This is a genomic window from Agarivorans sp. MS3-6 (genome assembly GCF_054112545.1).
Genome location: NZ_CM134202.1, coordinates 4,658,799 through 4,681,386, shown reverse-complemented (window position 1 = coordinate 4,681,386; position 22,588 = coordinate 4,658,799). Strand labels below are relative to the sequence as shown.

Below are 22,588 nucleotides of genomic sequence, written 5' to 3'. Positions count from 1 at the left end.
GGAAGATGGGATTGGAATTTGGATACACGATTAATAGTGGTTCTGTTGATGCCAGTGCCAACTTTCTCGCTTCTGCAGTTTTGCCTAGTAACAACCCAGCCGAACAAGAGTTTTTTAATTTAAACCCAAATAGTCAGTTGGCAGGAGGTGAGATAAGTACTCAATCGCCCGAAGCAGAAGCTTACATTAGTGCTATTGCAGAATTGTCTGGCTCAGTTACGGGAACAGCCTGTTTGATTGCAAATGGATGCATGACTGGCTCTGCACAACTACCTACCATTGATGTAAACCAAAAAATCATTGTATTAGACCCAAACAGTTTAAAAATTCTTCCTGATTTACCCGCACCATTACCAGATCCGCTGGCTGAGCTTAGCCTACTTAATCAAGCGCTAACCCTAGAAGGCACATTAACGCCCATAGCAACGGCGCCTTTTGTTGCTCCTGGCTTTAAGCTTTCTACCGCGTTTGGAACCATAGTGGATACTACCCCCACTGGAACTCCCGAACTTGAAGTCGAAGTCGCGTCAATTGAAGCGCAACTGCCTAACATATCTACCAGTGGAGGAGTGGTTGGCAATATGATTACTTCTAGTGGGCGAGATGACATTATTAAAGCGAGAATTGATCTTGACGGCATAGCGTCAATGTATGGTATTCCACCGCTTGGTTTAGGTTTATCTTTAGTAGATATAGCGGGATTCAAAATTGGTGCTCGTTTCGATGCCTTGGATATAGATGCTGGACCAGATTTAGGGATTACTCAAGACTTCGAATTAAGTCCAACATTAATGGTGAATCTAGCGTTTAGTAATCCCATTCTGATTGCTGGATTAGAGGGGCTACACAGCAGTTGGCAAGGCCAATGGGATATGCTGCCAAGTTTTGCCTTACTTAAAAGTACCACCTTTAGCCCTACTTTTTGGTTAGATACAATGTTAACTAACTCTTTGGGTCTTGACCTAGGCTTAACGGGCACAATGGATTTATTTAAGCTTGGCGCTGGAGTTAGTGTCGCCGGCATTGATCTGTTGTCAATTGGTCCAATAAGCCTAAACGAGATTTTAGGCTTTGGTAACGAATTGTTTTCAACAGACAAACTGCTGTTACCCATTGTTGATAATTCGTTTGTACTTTCTGGGTTTAATGATATTAAAGCGGCTTCGTTTACTATTGGTGTGCCCGAACCCACTAGCATATTACTTTTTGTGTGTGGCTTGATACCTTTACTATTTGTGAGGCATAGAAAAGTGCGCCGTCTTGGAGAGCAGTTAATATGTTAAAAGGTAGCGTTGTTTTTTATCTGATTTGCATGAACCTATATTTAGGCACGGCTTTTATGGCAAAGGCCGCGGATATAAATGGTCATTTTGGGGTCAGAGGAGCAGGCCTTGTTAGTTGCAACTTATACCAAGCAGAAAGAAAAGCAAAGTCGACGGCTTATCATGTTATTGCAGCGTGGATGGACGGGTACATTACAGCCAGTAACCAATATGCTTTAGACGTTTATGATGTAGCTTCCTTTGAGAGCACCGAACTTATCGCTTCGATAGTCAATGAGCATTGTGTTAAACACCCCGAGGCAATTGTTTTTTCGGTAGTCAATTCTCTAATAAAGCAATTATCACTCACGAGTATTAAAACAGCATCAAATAAAGTAGTGATAAATGCAGAAAACAGAGAAGTGTTACTTTACGAAGAGCTTATTGTAAGGATGTTAAGTGAATTGGCCAGCATAGGTTTTTATCATGGCGATATAAATAGTGAATTCAACAATGAAGCCGAAAATTCGATTAAAAAGTTTCAATCGTCTGTAGGGCTTAATCCAACGGGGTTTCCAGACCAAATAACGTTATGGAGATTATTTAATCGCGATGATAAATCTGCTTCTCCCGCTCAGTAATGGTAAATGCAGTAAATCACTGATACATAGCGCTTGTGACCAACCTGAACAAGCGCTACTTAGGTAAGCTTAACCCCTTTTTCATTGCACCCTTTCTGCACCGTGTCTGCACATTTATTTCATACCATTGAGTTCAGCGTTGGCGATGCTTGACGCAACGAACATCAATAAAGGAGATTTAAATGTTCATACCATTTTGTTTGCGCTCTACTCGGCAAGTTGTTGTGCCCTTGCTTGCAATCATTCTGATGGCTTCTATAACCGTGCCCCTTTTAAGCGCCTGTGGTGGAGGCGATAGTATCGTTGCAGAAGACCTAAGCGAATCTGAAGAATATAGCGATACGGATTTCGAAGCGACCGACTGGACAGAAGACTCTCATAGTAAAAACGTAGATCCCAACTTTTCTGAAGTGTTTGATGATAGCCAAGTAAAACGCCTGGATTTTGTGGTTACCGAAGCGCGCTGGCAAAATATGTTAGATGATATGACTGCGACCTATGGAAGTTTTGGCCAAAGCAATGGTCAGTCTAACTTAATAGACAGTGATGAAAACCCAATTTTTGTTCCTGCAGATATTTATTACAACGACACTCAGTGGTATCGAGTGGGAATTCGTTTTAAAGGTAACTCTTCTCTACAGTCCAGCTGGGAGCAAGGAATATTGAAGCTAGCATTTAAGTTAGATTTTGATGAGTTTGAAGATGAATACCCACAAATCGATAACCAACGTTTTTTTGGTTTCAAAAAGCTGAGTCTGAAAAACAACTATGATGATGAATCATTAATGCGAGAAAAGGTCGCTGCCGACGTATTTAGCGATGCTGGCTTAGCTGTCTCGCATACTGCCTTTTATGCTCTTTATATAGACCATGGTGAAGGACCAGAATACTTTGGCTTATATACCCTAGTAGAAGAAGTTGACGATACCGTTATCGATACCCAGTTTACTAGCGATGACGGCAACCTATACAAACCAGAAGACGATGGAGCCACTTTTGTATACGGTACCTTCAACCAAGACGATTTTGAAAAAAAGACTAACGAAGATGATGAGGATTGGTCAGACATTTTGGCTTTGTTTGAAGCGTTGCATGATGACAACATAAACAGTGATCCAGACACTTGGCGGACAAATTTAGAAACGTTGTTTAACGTAGACGGTTTTCTTAAATACTTGGCGGTAAATGGCATTATTCAAAATTGGGATACTTATGGCTTAATGCCGCATAACTTTTATTTATATAACGATCCTGATAGCGCTACTCTCACTTGGATACCTTGGGACAATAACGAAGCTCTGCAAGACGGTAAAATGGGCGGCGCACTGAGTTTAGATTTTTTCGACTTAGATGATAGTGACTGGCCTTTGATCGCCAAGATATATAACGATGAGGTGTATAAAGCCCGTTATAACGAGTATTTGACAGAGGTGATGAGCGACGCCTTTGAGACAACTAAAATGCAAGCAAGATATGATTTCTATTCAGCCTTGTTGGAACCATATGCAAGCGCAGAGCGCACAGGCTATTCATTTCTTGAGAGTACTAACGACTTCTATCAAGCCGTCGACGAGCTTAATAGCCATGCCTTAAGTAGAAGCAATGCAGTGACGCGTTATTTACAACAGCAATAAGCCACAGCCAATGGTGTAATCAACAATTAACTCTGGCTTGTACTGCCTACAATGCCAGAGTTTCAATTTTTCTATCCCAAGGGAGAAACCTTTCTGTTATCGCCAAAAGGCCTAAGCTGTAAAGCATTAATTAATGGTTTAATCGGGGGAAATCACCATATTCCAGGCGGGTAAAGGGGTGTTGTAGGGGTTGAGCCGCCATGGTTTTGCCTTGGTTTTTTGGTCTATCAGCTTGCAGTACAAACTCAAGTCATGGGTTTTATAGCCCTTGGCAAACTTAAAGTTTTCTTGTTTATCGTCTAATTCCATCCACACAATATCTGGACCTGCCGACAGCTGACAACGAATAGGTCGATCAGAATTCGAGGTGACGGTGGCTTTTAGTTCTTCATCTTCGTAACGGGTTGTTAGCGTACCTGGGTAAGCCAACACAATAGTCGATCCAGTGATTAAACAGATAGCGAATATCAATCTACAGATACGAGCTGGTGTCAATAATTGCATTTATTTGACCTGACTTCTAAACCAACGCGCTATTTTGTTGCGGGTTGCTCTAACCTCACCGAGCGTTTTTTCATGCGCTGCAAAATTAACCGACTTGGGTACCGCTATTCTCTGCGATGAATAAATACCCGTATGGCCACTAAAATAATAGGCTACAAAACAGGCTACCGCGAAGTACAGCAAATGGTCGGAACCGAAAAGCTCTACTCCCATAATGGTACACGCCAAGGGAGTGTTGGTTGCTGCGGCAAATACCGCGATAAATCCAAGCGCGGCAAACAGATCAACCGGGGCGCCCATGACCCAAGCTAACGTATTACCTAAGGTAGCGCCAATAAAGAACAAAGGCGTTACTTCCCCACCCTTAAAACCTGCAGCTAAAGTAATTGCAGTAAGCAGTAGCTTTAACATCCAGCTGTACCATTCTGCCCCCCCTTCATTAAAGGCGCTGATGATACTTACTCCGCCCTCGCGAGAGCTGTTAACACCTAGACCGATATAATCTTGATGTCCTATTAGGTGCACTAATCCGATAACGATGAGTGCGCCAATCACCACAATCAGGTAGGGATTTTTAAACAGATGCTTAAAGATGTCCTTAAACATGAACACCGCTTCGCCAAACAGAAAACCCGTGAGGCCAAATGCAATCGACGCCAGTAATACTTTACCCAACAGCCATAAATCGACGTGCATGACATGTTCAAATAGCATCACATGCTCTAAAAAATCGATTTTGTATTGAGTATGTGGTGCCCCCCAAGCGGTGCACACTACGTCGGCGAGAATTGCCGCAAATAGGGCTGGTATGACCGAGTCGAAACGAATTCGGCCAAGGGCTAATACTTCTAAAGCAAAAATGGTAGCGGCTAATGGTGTGCTAAACAAGGCTGAGAACCCCGCTGCTACGCCTGCGCTTAGTAGTATTTGATAATCGCGGCCATTTAGCTTAAACCATTTGCCGTAAGCTGCGCTGCAGGCGCCGCCAATTTGCACTGCTGTGCCTTCTCGGCCGGCGGAACCACCAAACAAATGGGTGACCACGGTGGAAAATAATACCAAGGGTGCCATTCGCAATGGGATCCCTGCGCCTGGCTGATGAATTTCATCAATGATTAAATTATTGCCTAACTCGGCGTTTTTACCGAAACGCCGATAAACAAATACGACCGCAATACCGGCAAAGGGAAGAAAATAGAGTAAATACGGTTTGGCAGCGCGAGTATGACTAGCGTAGTCCAGTAACCACAAAAACATGGCGTTGAGTGTTCCCACGGCGATGGCCATTGGGATCAGTAACAATAACCAACGAAGTAAAACCAAGAGAGTGCGAGGGCTATTGGGAAGCGGGTTAGCCATGTTTGTTCCTTCAAATCGTAATCGCGACTATGGCTACAAAACTGCCTAAATGAAAGTGATACGCAGCCAAGAAGATCATTATTAATTAATCATGGCATAGAATATAGATCTGGTTAAGTCTTTGTTTACTATAAAGCAAAAACAAAAAAGCGAACCGACACGGTTCGCTATACCGACAAACAAATTTTTTGGGTGCATAACATGCTAGGTATTTAGCTGGCTAAGGCTTTAAACAAAGCCACAAATTTTTCTATCCCCTCGTCAAGAATTGGATCTTCGATGGTTAAGGCGGGTAAAAAACGTATTACGTTGCCATAGAAACCGCATGCCAGTAGCACTAAACCGTAATCTGGCGCCTTAGCGATTAACTGCTGAGTTAATTCTGTGTTAGCGCTCTCTGAATGACCTTCACTAATTAGCTCCATCGCTATCATTGCGCCAGATATACGAATATCGCCGATTAATTGAGGATACGCTTTACGCAATTGGCTTAAACAATCATTAAATTTAGCGCCAATGTGTTCAGCTCTACCCAGCAACTGTTGTTTGTCTATTTGACCAATAACCGCTAATGCTGCGGCACAGGCCACCGGTGAGCCGCCATATGTGCCCCCTAAGCCGCCTGGCAATGGTGCATCCATGATGTCGGCTTTACCGACAACCGCTGATAGAGGGAAACCGCCGGCCATGCCCTTGGCCATTGTTATCAGATCGGGTTCAATACCCGCGTCCTCGCAGCTGAACATTTTACCGGTGCGTCCAAAACCCGTTTGTATCTCATCAATGATCAGCACGATACCGTGTTCATCACAGAGCGCCCGTAAAGCTTGAAGTAAGGCCTTCGGAGCGGGATAAAAGCCCCCTTCTCCCTGAATCGGTTCGATAATGATTGCAGCAACATCTTGTGGCCCAATGTCGACTTTAAATAAGTTACTTAAAGCCTTAAGGCTTTGTTCTGTAGTTACGCCATGCATCTCCATTGGAAATGGCACGTGATAGATGTCGCCGGCAAAAGGGCCAAACAAGTGTTTATAGGGCGTAATTTTACCCGTTAAAGCCATGGTTAGGTTGGTACGCCCATGAAAACCACCGTTAAAGGCCACAACACCTCGCCTACCGGTAGCGGCACGCGCTATTTTTACCGCGTTTTCCACGGCTTCAGCCCCCGTGGTAACAAACATCGCTTTCTTAGCGCTGTCGCCTGGGCTTAATTTAACTAACTGTTCGGCTAACTCTACAGCACTTTCGTAAGGATTAACCATCACACAGGTATGACTAAACTTATCTAATTGTTCTTTAACCGCAGCGACAACCGCAGGGTTACTGTGCCCGGTATTACATACTGCTATTCCAGTACCAAAATCAATATAGCGATTGCCTTCTACATCCCATAATTCGGCGTTAAGCGCTTTTTCGACAAAGACCGGATAAACGTTTCCTTGACCTCTGGCAAACACTGCTTGTTTTCTTTGTTGTAGTTCTTGGTTTGACATTACATATACTCCTTCACCGCTAAGCGTTTAAGCCGCCTAAACACAAATATTTAATTTCCATATAATCATCTAAGCCGTAGTGCGAACCTTCACGACCATTACCAGATTGTTTAACGCCGCCAAATGGCGCGGCGGCATTTGAAATAATGCCTTCGTTGACTCCCACCATGCCGTACTCTAATGCTTCGCCTATTCGCCATACTCGACCAATGTCGCGCGTATAGAAATAGGCGGCTAGGCCATATTCGGTGTCATTGGCAATATCAATGGCCTGCTGTTCTGTTTCAAACATGATTAAAGGCGCGACGGGGCCAAATATTTCATTAGCGGCAATAGGCATGTCGTTAGTCACATGGGTTAAAATAGTTGGCGTGTAAAAGTGGTTGCCAGCTGGATGGTTTTCACCCCCACATAACACCTTAGCGCCCGCGTTCACCGAGCTCGTCACCAATGCGTCTACAGCTTGTTTGGCTTGCTCACTAATCATTGGGCCAATGACAACACCGTCTTCTATTCCATTGCCAACTTTAAGCTTGCTTAAGGCTGTAGCCAACTTTTCACTAAAAGCTTGGTAAACATTTTTTTGTACTAAGAAGCGATTTGCGCACACGCAGGTTTGACCAGCATTGCGGTATTTTGATGCCAAGGCACCCTGTACGGCGGCATCTAAGTCAGCATCGTCAAACACGATAAATGGCGCGTTACCGCCCAGCTCCATAGACACTTTTTTTACCGTGCTAGCGCATTGGGCAATGAGTTGCTTGCCTACGGCGGTAGACCCGGTAAAGGTAAATTTGGCGACTTTAGGGCTGTCAGTTAACACTTTACCCATAGCGCGCGCGTTTTCGCCAACCACAACGTTAAATACCCCGGCAGGAATACCGGCTCGCTCGGCGAGCTCTGCCATTGCGAGTGCAGACAAAGGGGTGAGCTGTGCGGGGCGAACCACAAAAGTACAACCGGCGGCGAGGGCTGCTGCTGCCTTTCTGGCAATCATTGCATTGGGGAAGTTCCATGGCGTAACGGCTGCAACAACACCAACAGCTTGTTTAATCACCATGATACGTTTATCTGCTGCGGGTCCGGGTATTACATCGCCATAACAGCGCTTACCTTCTTCGGCAAACCAATCTAAAAAAGCGGCACCATAAGCAATCTCACCTTTTGCTTCGGCGAGGGGTTTACCCTGCTCTAGGGTTAAAATGGCCGCTAAGTCATCCTGATGCTCTAACATCAATTGATACCAGCGCCTTAACAACCCTCCTCGCTCATTAGCCGATTTGGCTGACCACGATTTAAACGCCTTGCTAGCTGCATCAATAGCCGCTTCTACGCCATCTGTACCGGCATCTTCTACCTGAGCAACCAATTCTCCATTTGCGGGGTTTAACACCGTAAAGCGGGAAGAGCTGCTAAGCCACTGGCCATTGATATAAGAACGGGTCTTGAGTAGCTGTTTATCGCTAATGATTTCCATGATGGTGCGCTTCCTTATCAACCGTTGGTCTTGTGCTTACTAATAATACGTTCAGTTCGATAACCGCGAGTTATTCAATTAACTGACTAAGTCCATTGAACATCAAGTTAAAACAAGGTTAAATATCAAACATTAAAACTAAAGTTTGAAGTTTATAAAACAATGCTGGACCCAACAAATAGTAAACAACTTAGCGAGTATGACCTTCGATTATTAAGGGTATTTAAAGCGGTGGTTGAGCATGGTGGTTTCGCCGCGGCTGAAAACGCTTTGGGGATCACCCGTTCAACCATTAGCGTACATATGTCTAGCTTAGAGAGTCGAATGAACTTGCGACTTTGTGTACGCGGACGTAGCGGTTTTGCCTTAACAGAGCGAGGCCAAATTGTTTATCAAGCTTGTTTGAAGCTATTTTCGTCAATTCAAGAGTTTGGCTCGCTGGTGGATAACTTAGGCAAGGCGCTTAGTGGAGAATTGGTGATATTGTATTCTGATCTGTTAGATCAGCTTAGTATTGCCCGTCTGGGTGAGGCAATAAGCATGATAAAACAACAAGCCCCAGGTCTATGCATATCCTTAAACATGGAATCTGTTGCTAATATAGAATCTGCCTTAATCAACAACACCGCCCATGTTGGCTTTTATCCTGCCTATCGACAAATTGATGGCTTGATTAGCCAAGTGGTATTTGCTGAGTCAATTTATCTTTGTGCCAGCAACCAGTCTGGTTTGTATACGATGAATGACGAGCAGATTGATCAACAAGTACTCATTAAATACTCAGCTATTCACCCTGGTATTGAGCTAAACCCAAAAGGTAGAGCACAACTACAGCAACTAAATTTTGGTGCCAAAGGCTATCAGTTTGACAGCCGTCTAGCACTAATTTTGTCGGGTGCGTATATTGGTTATTTGCCACTCAGCGAGGTGAAGCCCTACCTAGACAGTCAACAAATCAGGCGTATAAAACCCGATACCTTTTGTTATCCCTTTGAGTTGAGCCTAGTAAACAAAATTAATCCAAATGATAAAGAAAAAGTACAGTTGGCGATTGATACCCTAAGTGATGTTTTTGCCCATTAAACCCACATTGAGCTAAGCAAAGCCTAAAGCCATTGCTTAGCTTATCCAACAGTGTATTTGGCGCTATGCCTGTTTTTCTCGCATTGTCTCTATAATCGCGTCATCAGTGGACAGCATTGCCGTTTTAGACATCACACCAAGGTGCTCGATACTGTCGTCAGCCGACGCGAACACGATGCCTTGTTGTGATGACACCGCCCCGCCAGAAACCGCTAAGATAGCGGATTTAACAGCACTACTGGCACCGGTTGACACTTTCATTGCGCAACCTGCTTTCGCACCATCACAAAATACCCCTGATATATCACCAATCATTGAATTAATAGCGCGGTTGATGGCAGCTAAATCGCCCTCCATTAACCAAGTTAATGCGGCGGTTGCCCCCATGGCCGCCGTTGTAGCCGCGCACAATGCAGATAGTTTATTTTGCTTAGACTTAACATAAATAGCCACCAGATGGCTTAGCATTAAAGCTCTAACAAAAGTCTCGTTATCTAATTGTTTAATTTCAGCGAACGCCACTATCGGCATGGTCGCAGATATACCTTGATTACCACTACCAGAATTGCTCATTGCTGCTTGCTGAGCTCCGCCCATGCGTGCGTCTGAGGCAGCAGCGCCTAAGCGCATCGAGCGTGCTAATAAATCATCGCTGAGTAAACCAGTTTCTATCTGTTTTTGAAGGCTTGCGCCTAAACCTAAGCCATAATCGCCGCTTAAACCGGTAGTGGCTAAGGCTTTGTTTAGCTCGGCTGCTCGCAAAATAAACTGTATTTCTTGCAACGGCACCTGTTCAATAAAATTTAGAATCTTTTCAAGATTCAACTCTACAGTTTGTTGCTCAGCAGGATGGGTGCATTGTAATGTTTCGGCCTGCTGTATGATTTGACCGTTTAGCTTAATGTATTCAAAACGGGTGTGGGTTTTGGCAATACACACTTCCACTGTTGTTTGTTGGTAAGTTGCAGTGAGTACGGTATAGAGTACGTCTTGGTTAGAGACCATGGTAACCGACACTGCTTTTTGTTCTAGTAAGGAAATCGCTTGTGCTAGCGCTTCTTTACTAATTTCAGCCAGTACTTCCAAACCACGCTGGGCGTTACCCGCGGTCGCTCCAACAGCTGCAGCTATTGGCAAACCGGCTTTGCCGGTTCCAGGAACAAATACCCCCATTCCATTTTTGTAAAGATTAGGGGTAACGTTTACGTGTATTTTTTCTGGGCAATGGCCGAGAATCTCGGTGGCTTTAGCCGCAGCTAAGGCTACCGTCACGGGTTCTGTGCAACCTAATGCCGGTACGACTTCTGTTTGTACTAATGATATGTAAGATTGCCAGTGATTCATTTGCTGTTCCATTTCGCCATTTTTATAAATAATAGGCTGGAACAGCTAGAAAATTTTTGTGTGCTTTACGTTAAAGCTTTGGCAAATGAGTTAGATTTACTAACAATTGCCAATAAACGATAATTTCTTCTACCAACAATATAAATAGCGACTTTCTGTTTTAAATTAGACTAAAAAATCGCCACTAGTTACTCACTACCAATCTACGCCTTTACGTGCTTTGACTCCGGAATCAAACGCATGCTTAACGTTTTTAACTTCTGAAATAGTATCCGCTATGTCTAGAACTTTGCGGTGACAGGCTCGCCCGGTGACTACAACGGTTTGTTCTTTGGGGCGCTGATTGATGGCCTCTACGACTTCATCTACGTCTAGATAGTCATAACTCAACATGTAGGTAATCTCATCTAATAACACTAGATAAATAGACGGATCACTTAGCCATTGTTTACAGCGTTGCCAAATTTCTTGGGCGGCTTGGCTATCCAGCTCTCTATTTTGGGTTTCCCAGGTGAATCCGGTGGCCATGGTCGCAAATTCTACCCCGTTATTGGTTAACAAGTTACGCTCACCACACTCCCATCCCCCCTTGATAAATTGTGCAACTACCGCTTTAAAACCGTGGCCGGTAGCGCGAGCTACATTGCCAAAGCCGGCTGTAGATTTACCTTTTCCATTACCGGTAATAACCAATACCAAACCTTTTTCGATGGAAGCTTCAGCCACCTTTTCATCAACACTTTGCTTTAACTTTTCTTGACGTTGTTGATGCTTATCTTGATCTTTACTCATCCCTATCCTTCGGATTAACAATTTGTTAGCAAGTGTAGCCTGAGCTAAAGCTAACAAACCAGCATTGTTTCGCTAGAATAGCTATAAACCTTTGGGTATAGTGCCTTCACTATTATTGATGGAACCCTTTATGTTTAAAGATAACCCTCTATTAGCCCAGCTAAAGCAGCAAATTAGAGAGACGATTCCAACGGTTGAAGGTGTTGTTAAAGCTACCGATAAAAACTTTGGTTTTTTACAGACTGATAATAAAAAAAGCTATTTTATTTCTCCTCCCTTCATGAAGCAGTTGGTTCATGGTGACCGGATCAGTGCGGTTGTTAGAGAAAACAACGGAAAAGAAGCAGCAGAGCCAGAAGAGCTCATCGAGGCGGCCCTTGATACTTTTATCGCACGGGTAAAGTTTGTTGATAGTCGTACTAAAGTTATCGTTGACCATCCTTTAATTAATCAAGCCCTTAACGCAAAAGTCATTAAAGACAGTGGTTTTTCTATAAAAGAAGGGGATTGGGTTAAAGCTAGGCTGATTAAACACGCCCTAAAAGAAAAGCATTTCCAAGCTGAAATTTTCGAATATGTAGCTGAAAACGATGACAGCTTTGCTCGATGGAAAGCGACCACGGCTAAGCATCAATTAGCGTGGGACCAGCCGGAATATGAAGCCGAACTGAGTTTGCTAGACCCCAGCGCAGAACGCCGCGATATCAGCAACGAATTGTTTTTCACCATTGATGGTGAAAGCACCAAAGATATGGATGATGCGGTATCTATTGTTTCTAAGGATGAAGGATGGTCGCTTAAGGTAGCCATTGCCGACCCAAGCGCTTATTTAGCCGAAGGCAGCGCTCTTGAAGCGGTGGCCGCAAAACGGGCCTTTACTCTCTATCTCCCTGCTCGCACCGTTCCAATGATGCCTAGTAAATTAGCCAATGAAAAGTGTTCGCTGTTGGCGGGGCAAGAGCGCCCTGCTCTGGTCTGTGAAATGACCATTACAGGATCCGGTGAGTTACTAGACGACGCACGCTTTTATTTGGCAACCGTTAAGTCAGGACATAGACTCAACTACACTCAAGTCTCAAATTTTTTAGAGCAGAACAACGAAGAGTTTAGTCAGGACCAAGCTCTACAACTGGCTTTGCGCGAACTAGAAAAAATGAGTCAACAACGACACCAATGGCGTACCGAAAACACTTCTGTGTTTGGTGACCAATCAGATTACGACTTTGTATTGGACAATATAGGCCGGGTCATTGATATTGTTTGCCAAGCACGACGCGCAGCCAACCGAATGGTTGAAGAGGCAATGATTGCAGCCAATGTTAGCGGTGGTCGATACCTGGATAAGCATTTAGGCTTCGGTGTGTTTGCCTGCCACTCTGGATTTAAGCCAGAGAAAGTGGATTCTCTTATCGAGTTATTAGCTAAATTTGATATTACTGCCGACAAAGACCAACTTAACGACCTTGAGTATTTTTGTCAGCTTAGACGAACCATCCTCGCGACAAACAATAAACGCTTAGACCAATTAGTAAAACGCCATTTCAATTTTGGTATTTACAGTGAGCAGTGTTTACCGCATTTTGGATTAGGTGAGGCTAAGTACGCCACTTGGACGTCTCCGATACGAAAATACAGCGATTTATTAAATCACCGTTTAATAAAATGCGCACTCGCGGGCGAACAACCATCTTCACCTTTAACAGAACAGCTAACTGAGCATTTAAGCGAGTATCGTAAACGCCATAAGTTTGCTGAGCGTGAAATGGCAAACTTCTTGTATTGTGAATATTTTGCAGAGCAAGATGCTGCAACTTGCTTAGATGCTGAAATCACGAATGTTAACCGTGGCGGATTAAATGTACGCTTATTGGCTAGCGGTGCGCCTGCATTTATCCCTAAGACTAAGTTAGCCGCCAAGGATCAAGAGTTAACGATTGAGAGTGAGTTAGGTTATATTGCTACGGGTGATCTGCAATACAATCTCGGTGACACAGTTTCTGTGCGAGTGGTAGAAGTTAAAAAGCTACAGCAAACAATTATCGCAGCCTTGTGTGAATAAGGTTTTGAATAGCTGACATCTAGACAGAATAACCAATAAAAAAGCCAGCAGTAGCTGGCTTTTTTGTGTATTGCATTAAGCTGTAGTGCTTAACTTGGATTTCTTAGCTCAAGATAATCAACTGCAATTGCCGCTGCCTCTGTAAGAAACGCGTCTTCAAATTCAAGGTCTTTAGGGGCGTCGTCTAAGTCTTTTACTGGCTCCATTCCTAACATTGATAAACGCTCGTTTAGGCGGGTAAGCAGTTTCTGCTCTTTTTTATCGCGTATGGCAATACGTGCTTGTTCGTTTAAGCTAACCGATACTCTGTCTTTTTCTTTCTGGTAATCAGCGATATCGGTAACAATGTACTGAAACTCTGTATCGGTAGCGATGCGCTGCTGATGCATTTTTTCTAGCGGTTCAACAAACGGTTTTACATCCCCTAACAGACTATATTTAGCGGGTTTTATTTTGTCCCAAGGCAAGGCATTGTCTTCAACACTTTCGCCTGTTTCCTCTGGAAGTAAAGCCGATGGATATGAAATATCTGGCACTACGCCTTTATGTTGAGTACTACCACCATTAATGCGATAGAACTTAGCGATGGTGTACTGCACATAACCCGTTTCATTTTCGTACATGTCATACAGTCGGCTCAATTTATGGTGTTGTTGCACAGTACCTTTACCATAAGTTTGTTCACCGATGACAATGGCTCTTCCATAATCCTGTAGAGCAGCGGCGAAAATTTCTGAAGCTGAAGCACTGTAACGATCCACTAGAATGACCATTGGCCCGCTGTAGGAAACTGAATTGCTATTATCAGGATTGACACTGATACGACCTAGTTGGTCTCGCACCTGCACAACAGGGCCGCTAGGGATGAATAAACCTGTTAATGCGGTTGCTTCAGTTAATGCGCCGCCACCATTACCGCGTAGGTCTACAATTAACGAGCTAATGTTTTGTTCGTCTAATTTACGTAGTTCAACGTCAGCGTCTTGACTAAGATTAACGTAAAAACTAGGTACGTTGAGCACCCCTACTTTTTTGCCGTTTATCTCAATCACTTCACTTTTCGCGGCACGGTCTTCTAAGCGAACTTTATCGCGAACAATGTCAACGATTTTTGTTTTACCGTCAACTTTTCCGCCTGACGATAAAATTTCTAGTCTAACCGTAGTACCTTTAGGCCCTTTGATTAAATCAACCACATCGTCGAGACGCCAGCCAATAATATCAACCAGCTCTTCTTTACCCTGCGCTACGCCGACTATTTTGTCTTCTGGACCAAGCTGATTGCTTAATGCTGCTGGTCCACCTGGTAGCAGGCTTCGAATAACCGTATATTCGTCTTCACCCTGTAAAACCGCACCGATCCCTTCTAGAGAGAGGTTCATTTCCATTTGGAAACGTTCTGCATTACGAGGAGATAAGTAGCTGGTGTGTGGTTCAATGCTGCGAGAATAAGCATTCATAGCCGTTTGGAAAACGTCTTCGCTGTCGGTTTGAACTAAGCGTTTTATCGCACTGTTGTAGCGCTTAGTTAACACTTCAATGATTTTGTCGTCTTCACGACCCGCCAGTTTCAAGTTTAGCGCGTCAAATTTTACTTTTAAACGCCAGAGCTCTTTAATTTCAGCTTGAGTCTTAGGCCAATTCGCTTCTCGACGATCGTATTGAAACTCTTCGTCTTTAGTAAAGTCCATCGGCTCGTCGAGCTGTTGCAGCGAGAAGACCAATTGTTGATAGCGTCTTTTGAGAGACAAATCAAACATTGAGTAGAGAGGCTCTAAACGACCGTTAGGAATGTCTTGATCTAAACTGTAGCGATAGTGTTCAAACCTTTTCAAGTCTTCTTCTAAGAATAGACTGCGGTTACCGTCCAATTGCTGAATGAACTTATCAAAGATTTCACTTGATAACTCATCATCGAATGGAATGCTTCGGTAGTGAGAACGTGTATAAATTTTGCTAATTCGACTAGCTGCCGCAGCATGCTGACTTTGTTGACTTAATGTTGGTAGCGCATCCTGACCCAATTGAGGGGATTGCGCGAACAACAATGTAGAGTAACTAAGCGTTAAAAAGAATAACCACAGACCGCTCAAAAATTTCATAGGCACCTATCTCACTGCTAAATTCGTTTATGCAACAATATGTTCGGCTTTCACTTTAACCAACATACCGCTTGTAAGTGTAACAGCTATGCCATCTTTAGTGACTTCAGCGATTTGTCCTGGCATTGGCGTTTTACCTACCAATACGCGAACATTTTTCCCTGCTACCAAGTCTTTACTGTCTAGCTTTTCAATCGGCTTCTTTTCGACCGCTGGCTTAGGTTTACTAGAACGTTTGAATTCTGCTTTTGGTTTACGCTCAGCAGCTTTTGCTTTCTCTGCTTGAGCCTTTTTGTTAGCAAAGGCTTTGTCTTTACTTTCTTTTAAGGTCTTTTGCGCGTGTTCAACGTGCTCTTGTTCAATTTCAGCCCCTTCTACACCGTCTAAGTCTACTCGTTTAGAGCCAACTTTAACGCCATGCAGATAACGCCAACTAGACGTATATTGTCTTAAGGCTGAGCGCAATACAGTATTACTAACTTTCTCGTCTTCTTTAAGACGTTCAGCTAAATCCTGAAAAATGCCAATTTTGAGCGGCTTGGCTTCACCCTCTAAAGAAAAACAGTTAGGGAATTGCGCCGTCAAATATTGAATGACTTCTTTGCTATTTTTCAGTTTATTAGTTTGTTCCATGATGACCTTTCTTATACATCTTAACTGGTACAGCTACAGCGCTGATTTCGGCTATTATAGTGAGCGTATGTTGAAAAGCCATTAAAAATGCAATTCTGACAAGTTATTTTCTAGCACTTTGACCAAATACTCGATACCAACTTGGTCAATTGGATCAAATCTAGAAAGGCGTGGACTATCAATGTCGATAACCCCAAACACTTGTCCATTGACATAAAAAGGCACCACAATCTCAGATTCGCTGGCACTATCGCAGGCTATATGGCCTGGAAATTTATGTACATCGGCTATTCGTAAAGTGCTTTGTGTCGCATAAGCCTCTCCACATACTCCCCTACCCACATTAATTGAGGTGCATGCGGGTTTACCTTGAAAAGGGCCAAGGAACAAGGTGTCATTAGCATTGTTTGCGATGTAGCAGCCAACCCAATTAATGTCTTCAAGCTCCAACCACAATAAAGCTGAAAAGTTAGCTAAGTTAGAAATATAGGGTAGCTCTTTATCAAGCAGCGCTTCAAGCTGCTTGCCTAATGTTATATAGCGACTAGACAGCTGTTCCAACTTATACCTCTTCTTTCTCGATAAGTGATGGGTCAAACTCTTGGCCCTTCAATATGTGTTGCAGAGCGTTTCTTTGTGAAGACAAATAAAAACCTAAGTTTTCGGCTAGTTGTTCACTTATTTTTGGTTCAGCGTGTTTGATCAGCAAGCTTAGTTGATCAGCAACATCCAACATTTTGTCGTAGCTATCAGCTTCTTTTTTTGAACTAAATGTCATTTTCTCTACACCATTACGTTCGACGACATACTTTATAATTACAGCCACTGCTGCCTCCGTTTACTGTTTTTATATACAGGGATTATGCATTAATCAGATTTAAACTACTAGTAACAAATTTATACAACAAAATGTCATTTAATTAAGCTAATATATGAACTTATGAAATCTGTTGAATCATCAAAGCTAACTATTTGCCCAAGTTGCGATTTATTAGTAGATACTCGTCCCCATTGCCGTGCCGGAAATGTTCTTGTTTGCCCACGCTGTAAACATGTTTTAGCACGTGGCAGCAGAGTTCGTTTTTCTAGCCAGCTCGCCTTGGCATTAAGTTGTTTGGTCATGGTTATATTAGCCAATACCTACCCATTGTTAAGTTTTACCTTTTTAGGCATTCCTAGTTCAGCCAATATCCTTAGAGGGACCGTGTTATTACTAGAGCACGGGTATTATTTAGTCGGGTTTTCGGTGGTTATAGCCAGCTTTTTAGCGCCTATCATCTTGTTTTGCTTAATTTCCTACACCTCTTTTTCGCTCTCTATTGGTTGGAAGTCACCAGGGTTAGCCACGGCTTTACACTTTCAGGATGATTTAATTCACTGGAGCATGATAGAGGTGTATATCGTTAGCTTTTTAGTGGCTCTGGTCAAACTGATCGAATATGCAGATATAGATTTAGGTTATGGGCTTTGGTGTATCTGCATTACGTTAGTGTTATCGACTCGGTTAATTCAACGTTTAGAACCCGCCGAGTATTGGGAACGATATGTACACATCCGCTAAGCAAGTAGGCTTAAAGCTTTGCCGTCATTGCAAACTGACCATGAATCAACAAGAGACTCACTGTCATCGCTGTCATATGGCAGTGCACAGCAGGACGCCTCACAGTTTGCAGAAATGCTGGGCTTTTATTATTGCTGCGACCATTGGTTTATTCCCCGCTAACCTTCTGCCAATCACTGTGTTGAGCACCCGAGGAGCGCCACAATATGAAACCATTATGTCGGGGGTTATCAGCCTAATAAAGGACGACATGGTGGGTATTGCAATCGTGGTTTTTGTTGCCAGTATTGTCGTACCAGTGATGAAGTTAGTGGGCTTAGCCGTTATCTTACTTAGCCTGCATTATAGAATTAATTTAGATAATCGACAGCGCATCGTCATTTATAGGATAATCGAAATTATTGGCAAGTGGTCGATGTTAGACCTATTTGTACTGTCGATTATGATAGCGGTATTTGAACGTAATAATTTAGTGGGGGTTGAAGCTGGCCCCGGCGCTACCGCATTCGGCGTAGTGGTTATACTCACCTTATTTGCAGCTAAATCTTTTGATACTCGACTGATATGGGATAAAGAACTTGAACAACGCTAGCGCTCCGGAATTCAAAAGAGAAAAAGTGATATCTCCTATCTGGTTACTGCCGATCATTGCCTTGTTACTTGGCGTTTGGTTGTTGTTTAAAGCTTGGTCAGAGGCTGGCGTTAAAATTGATATTTTGTTTGATAGTGCAAAAGGTATTACCGCCGGTCAAACCCAAATTTTTTATCAGGGATTAGATATTGGGGTGGTAAAAGCTATCGAACTATCGCCTAAACTTGAAGGTGTTATCGTAAAGGTAGACATTAAAAGAGAAGCTGAAGAACTATTAAAAACAGATAGTCAGTTTTGGTTAGTGACACCTAAGGCGTCGATTACAGAAATTAGCGGTTTGGATGCACTGGTATCAGGCAATTACATTGAACTCAATCCTGGTTCAGGTAAACCCGCTGAACAGTTCGTTGCGCTTAATGAAGCGCCAAACATTATTGGCGGAAAAGGCCTAAACATTCGCTTAATCGCCGACGACCTAGGCTCTTTAAATATTGGCTCAGGGGTATATTTTAAAAAGATAAAAGTGGGAGAAGTTCAACGTTTTCAATTAGAAGATACTCAGAAAGTCGAATTTGATATACAAATTAAACCCCAATTTGCCCATTTAGTTAAAATTGACTCTCGGTTCTGGAACGTGAGTGGATTTAACGCAGACATCTCTTTAGACGGCGTTAAAATCAGCAGTGAGAGTTTAGCCAGTGTCATTTCTGGCGGGGTAAGTTTTGATAGCCCTACCCAGTCCACGGCCGCTGACAAAGGTCAACAATTTAGGTTATTCCCAAATTTAAAAGACTCTCATCGAGGCAAGCCTATCTTGATTAATATGGACCAGCAATTTGGTTTACAGGCCAATCGCAGTAAACTTGTTTACCGTGGCGCGAGCATTGGCTTCATTACCGAAGTAGAAAACAGTGGAAGCCATGATAACTTTGTCGCTAAAGCCTTGGTAGAACCAAAATACGAAGATCTGTTTAATAACACCACACAACTAGTGTTGATTGAACCAGAGATTAGTTTAAGTGGTGTTAAGAACCTCAGCGCTATGTTAGGGGCTAAACAAATCGAAGTATTAGCCGAACAAGGAGAGCCGCAAGCTGAGTTTAATTTGTCGTTGATGTCTCAAGCGCCAACGGGTAGCCGCACTCTGGTGTTGAAAACCAACAAAGTAGATGGTATTTCGATTAGTAGCCCTATTGTTTATCAAGGCTTAACCATCGGTAAGGTAACAGGCATTCGCTTGGTAGAGCGACAGTTTGAAATTGACGCCTATGTCCAGCAACAATATGCATCTTTGTTAAGTGTACAAAGCCGTTTCTTCAGCCAAAGCCCAGTTTCAGTAGAAGCTGACATGGATGGCCTAACCATAGAAAGTAGCGGTCTTAGTGGTTTTATTAATACCCCCATTGTGCTGATACCCGGTAAATCTACTCAAGCTTCAACGATGGCTTCTTTCACTTTACATGATAGCCGTCAAGGCGCGTTACTATCTAAAGAAAAAGCCGGCTCTGCGCTTAAACTGACCTTTGTTACTGAGCAATTAGGCTCTTTAGGAGAAGGGGCCCCGGTGTTATTTCGTAAGCTTCCGGTGGGTAAAGTTATTCACTATAAGCTACGAAAAGAGGGTGATATTGAAGTCAGTTTATCGATTGATGGAAATTACCGCCATTTAGTTCAAGATAACACACGCTTTTGGCATGCTTCAGGTATCGAAATAAAAGCCAGTTTAGACGGTTTATCGGTAACGAGTGAATCTTTAAAATCTATTGTGTTAGGTGGGGTTAGCTTCGATCAATTTGAAGAGCTAGGCAAAGAAGGCACCCGCCAAATATACCAAAACAAACAACAAGCCACTAAACGCCATCTGGCGATAACCTTGTCGACTAAAAACAGTAATGGCTTGCGTAAAAATATGCCCATCAAGTACCAAGGGCAACAGATTGGCAAAGTGGTCGATTTGAGCTTTAATGATGACCTGTCAGAGTTACAGGCGTTCGCGGAGTTAGATTATCCCTATTACCGTAATTTTGCGCGAACCGGCAGTGTTTACTGGCAAGAAAGCGCGTCAATTAGTCTCACAGAAATAAAAAATGTAGACACCTTAATCAAAGGTGATTTTATCAATGCCCTGCCCGGTAAAGGCCAACCGTTACAGCAATTCAATTTATTAAAGCAGGCACCAAACAGCGACAAAAATGCTTTACATATTTGGTTAAGCTCAAGCCACTTTGGCTCGCTGAAAATTGGTAGTCCAGTGTTATATAAACAGTATCAAGTGGGTACTGTTGACGATGCAAAATTAGCCAACGACGGTTCAAAAATCCTAGCGCGTCTATCTATCCAATCAAAATACCGACACTTAGTTAGAACCAATAGTGTTTTTTGGAATGCTTCGGGTATGGACGTAAAACTGGGCTTAGGTGGTGCCAATATACGCTTAGATTCAGTGGAAACCTTGTTAAGCGGTGGGATCGCCTTTGCCACTCCTCAAGAAGAACCCTACGCGGAAGTGGCCATGAGTGAAGATAAGTTCGATTTACAGCCCACTTATGATGAAAAATGGCTACAATGGAGCCCATCAATCCAGCCATAGTATTTATCCGTTTTGAGTAAAACAATTAATTTTCCAGCTAAGTTCATCGAGCGAATAGAACAAGATTTGCCCAGTGATTTGAGTTTGGCCAGTTTTAAAGCTATTTGCCAACAACCTATGCGAAAAAGCATTAGGGTAAATACCTTAAAAACCTCAATTAGTAACTTTCTAGACATCGCTAAGCATAATCAATGGCAATTAACACCTATCCCATGGTGTGAGGCTGGCTTTTGGATAGAGCGGGAAGACCAAAGCATTTCTTTGGGTAACAGTGCAGAGCACATGGCCGGTCTTTTTTATATTCAAGAAGCTAGCTCTATGTTGCCAGTGAGTGCTCTGTTTCACTGCTTCCAAGCAGATGAAGATAGTTTACTGTTAGATGCTGCCGCCGCACCGGGCTCTAAGACCACTCAACTCGCTGCTTCTCTACAAGGAAAAGGAGCGATAGTTGCTAACGAGTATTCTGCTAGCCGGGTGAAAATATTGAGTGCTAACCTGTTGCGCTGCGGGGTAATCAATACAGCCATTACCCATTTTAGTGCAGAAGTCTTTGGCACTTGGATGCCAGAAAAGTTTGATGCTATTTTGCTGGACGCACCTTGTTCTGGTGAAGGCACCTTGCGCAAAGATCCACAAGCTTTAGAGAATTGGAGCGAACAACACGTAACTACAATAGCGGCCCTACAAGCCGATTTATTGGAAAGTGCACTGCATGCTTTAAAACCAAATGGCATAGTGGTTTACTCTACTTGTACGCTTAACCAACAAGAAAATCAGCAAGTGATTGCAGCTGTATCTAAAAAATATCCTTCTCACTTTGAGGCTATCAACTTAAATCAATTGTTTGCTGGCTGCGAGCAAGCAATAACGAAAGAGGGTTACTTACACGTCTGGCCGCAACGTTTCGACAGTGAAGGCTTTTTCGTCGCAGCACTTCGTAAAAGCGAACAGTCTATGCCGGCCGAACCGATTAACAAACGGATCAAGCCGTTCGCCTATCAGCAAGCTGCAACTAAACAAACAAAAGCCGTTGAGCAACACTTCGTTAAGTCATTTGGTATTCAACTACCTACCAGCCACTCAGTATTTAATAAAGGTGATGACTATTGGTTATTACCCAATAGCTTCTTGGCTGTGAAGGATGAAATGCGATTTGAGCGAGTAGGATTAAAGTTAGCAGAAGGATTCAAACAAGGTTTTCGCAGTAGCCATGATGCTATCACAGCCCTGGGTCATTTAATCACCAAGAACAGCGTTGAGTTAGATCAGCAACAAGCTCATGAGTTTTATCAAGGTAAAGATATTGCTTACCCAAATAATAACAAAGGCGAAGTAGCGTTAGTCTATAAAGGACAAGTCATTGGCTTAGGAAAATGGATAAGAAACAAAATAAAAAATTCTTATCCACGAGAGTTAGTGAAAGACAAGGGCTTGCGATGAACTTGCAAAGCTAGCGTTGAGG

The 22,588-nt window shown here is 43.1% G+C and carries 19 protein-coding genes; 9 read left to right on the top strand and 10 right to left on the bottom strand.

The window, feature by feature from the left end:
• Nucleotides 1–11 precede the first annotated feature (11 nt).
• From ACVFI8_RS21480 to ACVFI8_RS21470, 3 genes are all read left to right on the top strand, one after another.
• On the top strand, nucleotides 12–1,283 hold the full coding sequence (locus tag ACVFI8_RS21480) for a hypothetical protein (RefSeq protein WP_457872640.1): 1,272 nt from the start codon (nucleotides 12–14) through the stop codon (nucleotides 1,281–1,283).
• The gene (locus tag ACVFI8_RS21475) at nucleotides 1,277–1,903 is read left to right on the top strand and encodes a peptidoglycan-binding domain-containing protein (RefSeq protein WP_248715484.1); all 627 of its coding nucleotides are present in this window, start codon (nucleotides 1,277–1,279) and stop codon (nucleotides 1,901–1,903) included. The genes ACVFI8_RS21480 and ACVFI8_RS21475 overlap by 7 nt, the downstream gene beginning before the upstream one ends.
• Nucleotides 1,904–2,085: 182 nt before the next feature.
• Nucleotides 2,086–3,537, top strand: coding sequence for a CotH kinase family protein (locus ACVFI8_RS21470; protein WP_248715485.1), 1,452 nt, complete (start codon nucleotides 2,086–2,088; stop codon nucleotides 3,535–3,537).
• Nucleotides 3,538–3,675: 138 nt separating this feature from the next.
• Here the strand turns inward: ACVFI8_RS21470 and ACVFI8_RS21465 are convergent, their stop codons facing one another.
• From ACVFI8_RS21465 to ACVFI8_RS21450, 4 genes are all read right to left on the bottom strand, one after another.
• Nucleotides 3,676–4,041: a hypothetical protein gene (locus tag ACVFI8_RS21465; protein WP_457872639.1), complete on the bottom strand. Its 366-nt coding sequence runs from the start codon at nucleotides 4,039–4,041 to the stop codon at nucleotides 3,676–3,678.
• Complete coding sequence (locus ACVFI8_RS21460; protein WP_248715487.1) at nucleotides 4,042–5,400, bottom strand: voltage-gated chloride channel family protein; 1,359 nt, start codon at nucleotides 5,398–5,400, stop codon at nucleotides 4,042–4,044. It abuts the gene before it with no gap.
• 212 nt (nucleotides 5,401–5,612) lie between these two features.
• A complete protein-coding gene (gabT, locus tag ACVFI8_RS21455; RefSeq protein WP_457872638.1) occupies nucleotides 5,613–6,893 on the bottom strand; it encodes a 4-aminobutyrate--2-oxoglutarate transaminase in 1,281 nt (426 codons plus the stop codon).
• Nucleotides 6,894–6,912: 19 nt separating this feature from the next.
• Nucleotides 6,913–8,370, bottom strand: coding sequence for an NAD-dependent succinate-semialdehyde dehydrogenase (locus ACVFI8_RS21450; protein WP_248715489.1), 1,458 nt, complete (start codon nucleotides 8,368–8,370; stop codon nucleotides 6,913–6,915).
• 162 nt (nucleotides 8,371–8,532) lie between these two features.
• Here ACVFI8_RS21450 and ACVFI8_RS21445 point away from each other — a divergent pair, with 162 nt between their 5' ends.
• Nucleotides 8,533–9,453, top strand: coding sequence for a LysR family transcriptional regulator (locus ACVFI8_RS21445; RefSeq protein ID WP_457872637.1), 921 nt, complete (start codon nucleotides 8,533–8,535; stop codon nucleotides 9,451–9,453).
• Nucleotides 9,454–9,516: 63 nt separating this feature from the next.
• On the opposite strand, the gene ACVFI8_RS21440 is transcribed toward ACVFI8_RS21445, so the two are convergent.
• On the bottom strand, nucleotides 9,517–10,797 hold the full coding sequence (locus ACVFI8_RS21440; protein WP_457872636.1) for an L-cysteine desulfidase family protein: 1,281 nt from the start codon (nucleotides 10,795–10,797) through the stop codon (nucleotides 9,517–9,519).
• Between the two features lie 195 nt (nucleotides 10,798–10,992).
• A complete protein-coding gene (cobO, locus tag ACVFI8_RS21435; protein ID WP_457872634.1) occupies nucleotides 10,993–11,589 on the bottom strand; it encodes a cob(I)yrinic acid a,c-diamide adenosyltransferase in 597 nt (198 codons plus the stop codon).
• Between the two features lie 130 nt (nucleotides 11,590–11,719).
• Between cobO and ACVFI8_RS21430 the strand changes: the two genes are divergently transcribed.
• On the top strand, nucleotides 11,720–13,648 hold the full coding sequence (locus ACVFI8_RS21430) for an exoribonuclease II (protein ID WP_457872632.1): 1,929 nt from the start codon (nucleotides 11,720–11,722) through the stop codon (nucleotides 13,646–13,648).
• 89 nt (nucleotides 13,649–13,737) lie between these two features.
• Here the strand turns inward: ACVFI8_RS21430 and prc are convergent, their stop codons facing one another.
• The 4 genes from prc to ACVFI8_RS21410 all read right to left on the bottom strand — a co-directional run bounded on the left by prc (nucleotide 13,738) and on the right by ACVFI8_RS21410 (nucleotide 17,209).
• On the bottom strand, nucleotides 13,738–15,750 hold the full coding sequence (gene prc, locus ACVFI8_RS21425) for a carboxy terminal-processing peptidase (protein ID WP_248715494.1): 2,013 nt from the start codon (nucleotides 15,748–15,750) through the stop codon (nucleotides 13,738–13,740).
• A 27-nt stretch (nucleotides 15,751–15,777) separates the two neighbouring features.
• Entirely contained in the window at nucleotides 15,778–16,383 is a 606-nt protein-coding gene (gene proQ / locus ACVFI8_RS21420; protein WP_457872631.1) for an RNA chaperone ProQ, read from the bottom strand.
• 81 nt (nucleotides 16,384–16,464) lie between these two features.
• Complete coding sequence (locus tag ACVFI8_RS21415) at nucleotides 16,465–16,944, bottom strand: GAF domain-containing protein (protein ID WP_305883161.1); 480 nt, start codon at nucleotides 16,942–16,944, stop codon at nucleotides 16,465–16,467.
• Between the two features lies 1 nt (nucleotide 16,945).
• Nucleotides 16,946–17,209, bottom strand: a complete 264-nt coding sequence (locus ACVFI8_RS21410) for a YebG family protein (RefSeq protein WP_248715496.1) — start codon at nucleotides 17,207–17,209, stop codon at nucleotides 16,946–16,948.
• Nucleotides 17,210–17,323: 114 nt separating this feature from the next.
• On the opposite strand from ACVFI8_RS21410, the gene ACVFI8_RS21405 reads away from it, so the two are divergent.
• Genes ACVFI8_RS21405 through rsmF form a run of 4 tightly spaced genes read left to right on the top strand, consistent with a single transcriptional unit; the run spans nucleotide 17,324 to nucleotide 22,566 of the window.
• Nucleotides 17,324–17,944, top strand: coding sequence for a paraquat-inducible protein A (locus ACVFI8_RS21405; protein ID WP_248715497.1), 621 nt, complete (start codon nucleotides 17,324–17,326; stop codon nucleotides 17,942–17,944).
• Nucleotides 17,928–18,536: a paraquat-inducible protein A gene (locus ACVFI8_RS21400; protein ID WP_248715498.1), complete on the top strand. Its 609-nt coding sequence runs from the start codon at nucleotides 17,928–17,930 to the stop codon at nucleotides 18,534–18,536. Before ACVFI8_RS21405 ends, ACVFI8_RS21400 begins: the two co-directional genes overlap by 17 nt.
• A gap of 25 nt (nucleotides 18,537–18,561) precedes the next feature.
• Nucleotides 18,562–21,126 carry an MlaD family protein gene (locus tag ACVFI8_RS21395; RefSeq protein WP_457872630.1) on the top strand — a complete coding sequence of 855 codons (2,565 nt, stop codon included), beginning with the start codon at nucleotides 18,562–18,564 and terminating at the stop codon, nucleotides 21,124–21,126.
• A gap of 12 nt (nucleotides 21,127–21,138) precedes the next feature.
• Nucleotides 21,139–22,566 carry a 16S rRNA (cytosine(1407)-C(5))-methyltransferase RsmF gene (gene rsmF, locus ACVFI8_RS21390; RefSeq protein WP_457872629.1) on the top strand — a complete coding sequence of 476 codons (1,428 nt, stop codon included), beginning with the start codon at nucleotides 21,139–21,141 and terminating at the stop codon, nucleotides 22,564–22,566.
• Nucleotides 22,567–22,588 lie beyond the last annotated feature (22 nt).

Bases quoted from the DNA above. Each gene is read 5' to 3' on its own strand.
- ACVFI8_RS21440 (WP_457872636.1), bottom strand. From the start codon at position 10,797: ATGAATCACTGGCAATCTTACATATCATTAGTACAAACAGAAGTCGTA.
- ACVFI8_RS21470 (WP_248715485.1), top strand. From the start codon at position 2,086: ATGTTCATACCATTTTGTTTGCGCTCTACTCGGCAAGTTGTTGTGCCC.
- ACVFI8_RS21445 (WP_457872637.1), top strand. From the start codon at position 8,533: ATGCTGGACCCAACAAATAGTAAACAACTTAGCGAGTATGACCTTCGA.
- prc (WP_248715494.1), bottom strand. From the start codon at position 15,750: ATGAAATTTTTGAGCGGTCTGTGGTTATTCTTTTTAACGCTTAGTTAC.
- ACVFI8_RS21400 (WP_248715498.1), top strand. From the start codon at position 17,928: ATGTACACATCCGCTAAGCAAGTAGGCTTAAAGCTTTGCCGTCATTGC.
- cobO (WP_457872634.1), bottom strand. From the start codon at position 11,589: ATGAGTAAAGATCAAGATAAGCATCAACAACGTCAAGAAAAGTTAAAG.
- proQ (WP_457872631.1), bottom strand. From the start codon at position 16,383: ATGGAACAAACTAATAAACTGAAAAATAGCAAAGAAGTCATTCAATAT.
- gabT (WP_457872638.1), bottom strand. From the start codon at position 6,893: ATGTCAAACCAAGAACTACAACAAAGAAAACAAGCAGTGTTTGCCAGA.
- ACVFI8_RS21460 (WP_248715487.1), bottom strand. From the start codon at position 5,400: ATGGCTAACCCGCTTCCCAATAGCCCTCGCACTCTCTTGGTTTTACTT.
- ACVFI8_RS21405 (WP_248715497.1), top strand. From the start codon at position 17,324: ATGAAATCTGTTGAATCATCAAAGCTAACTATTTGCCCAAGTTGCGAT.
- ACVFI8_RS21430 (WP_457872632.1), top strand. From the start codon at position 11,720: ATGTTTAAAGATAACCCTCTATTAGCCCAGCTAAAGCAGCAAATTAGA.
- ACVFI8_RS21475 (WP_248715484.1), top strand. From the start codon at position 1,277: ATGTTAAAAGGTAGCGTTGTTTTTTATCTGATTTGCATGAACCTATAT.
- ACVFI8_RS21450 (WP_248715489.1), bottom strand. From the start codon at position 8,370: ATGGAAATCATTAGCGATAAACAGCTACTCAAGACCCGTTCTTATATC.
- ACVFI8_RS21465 (WP_457872639.1), bottom strand. From the start codon at position 4,041: ATGCAATTATTGACACCAGCTCGTATCTGTAGATTGATATTCGCTATC.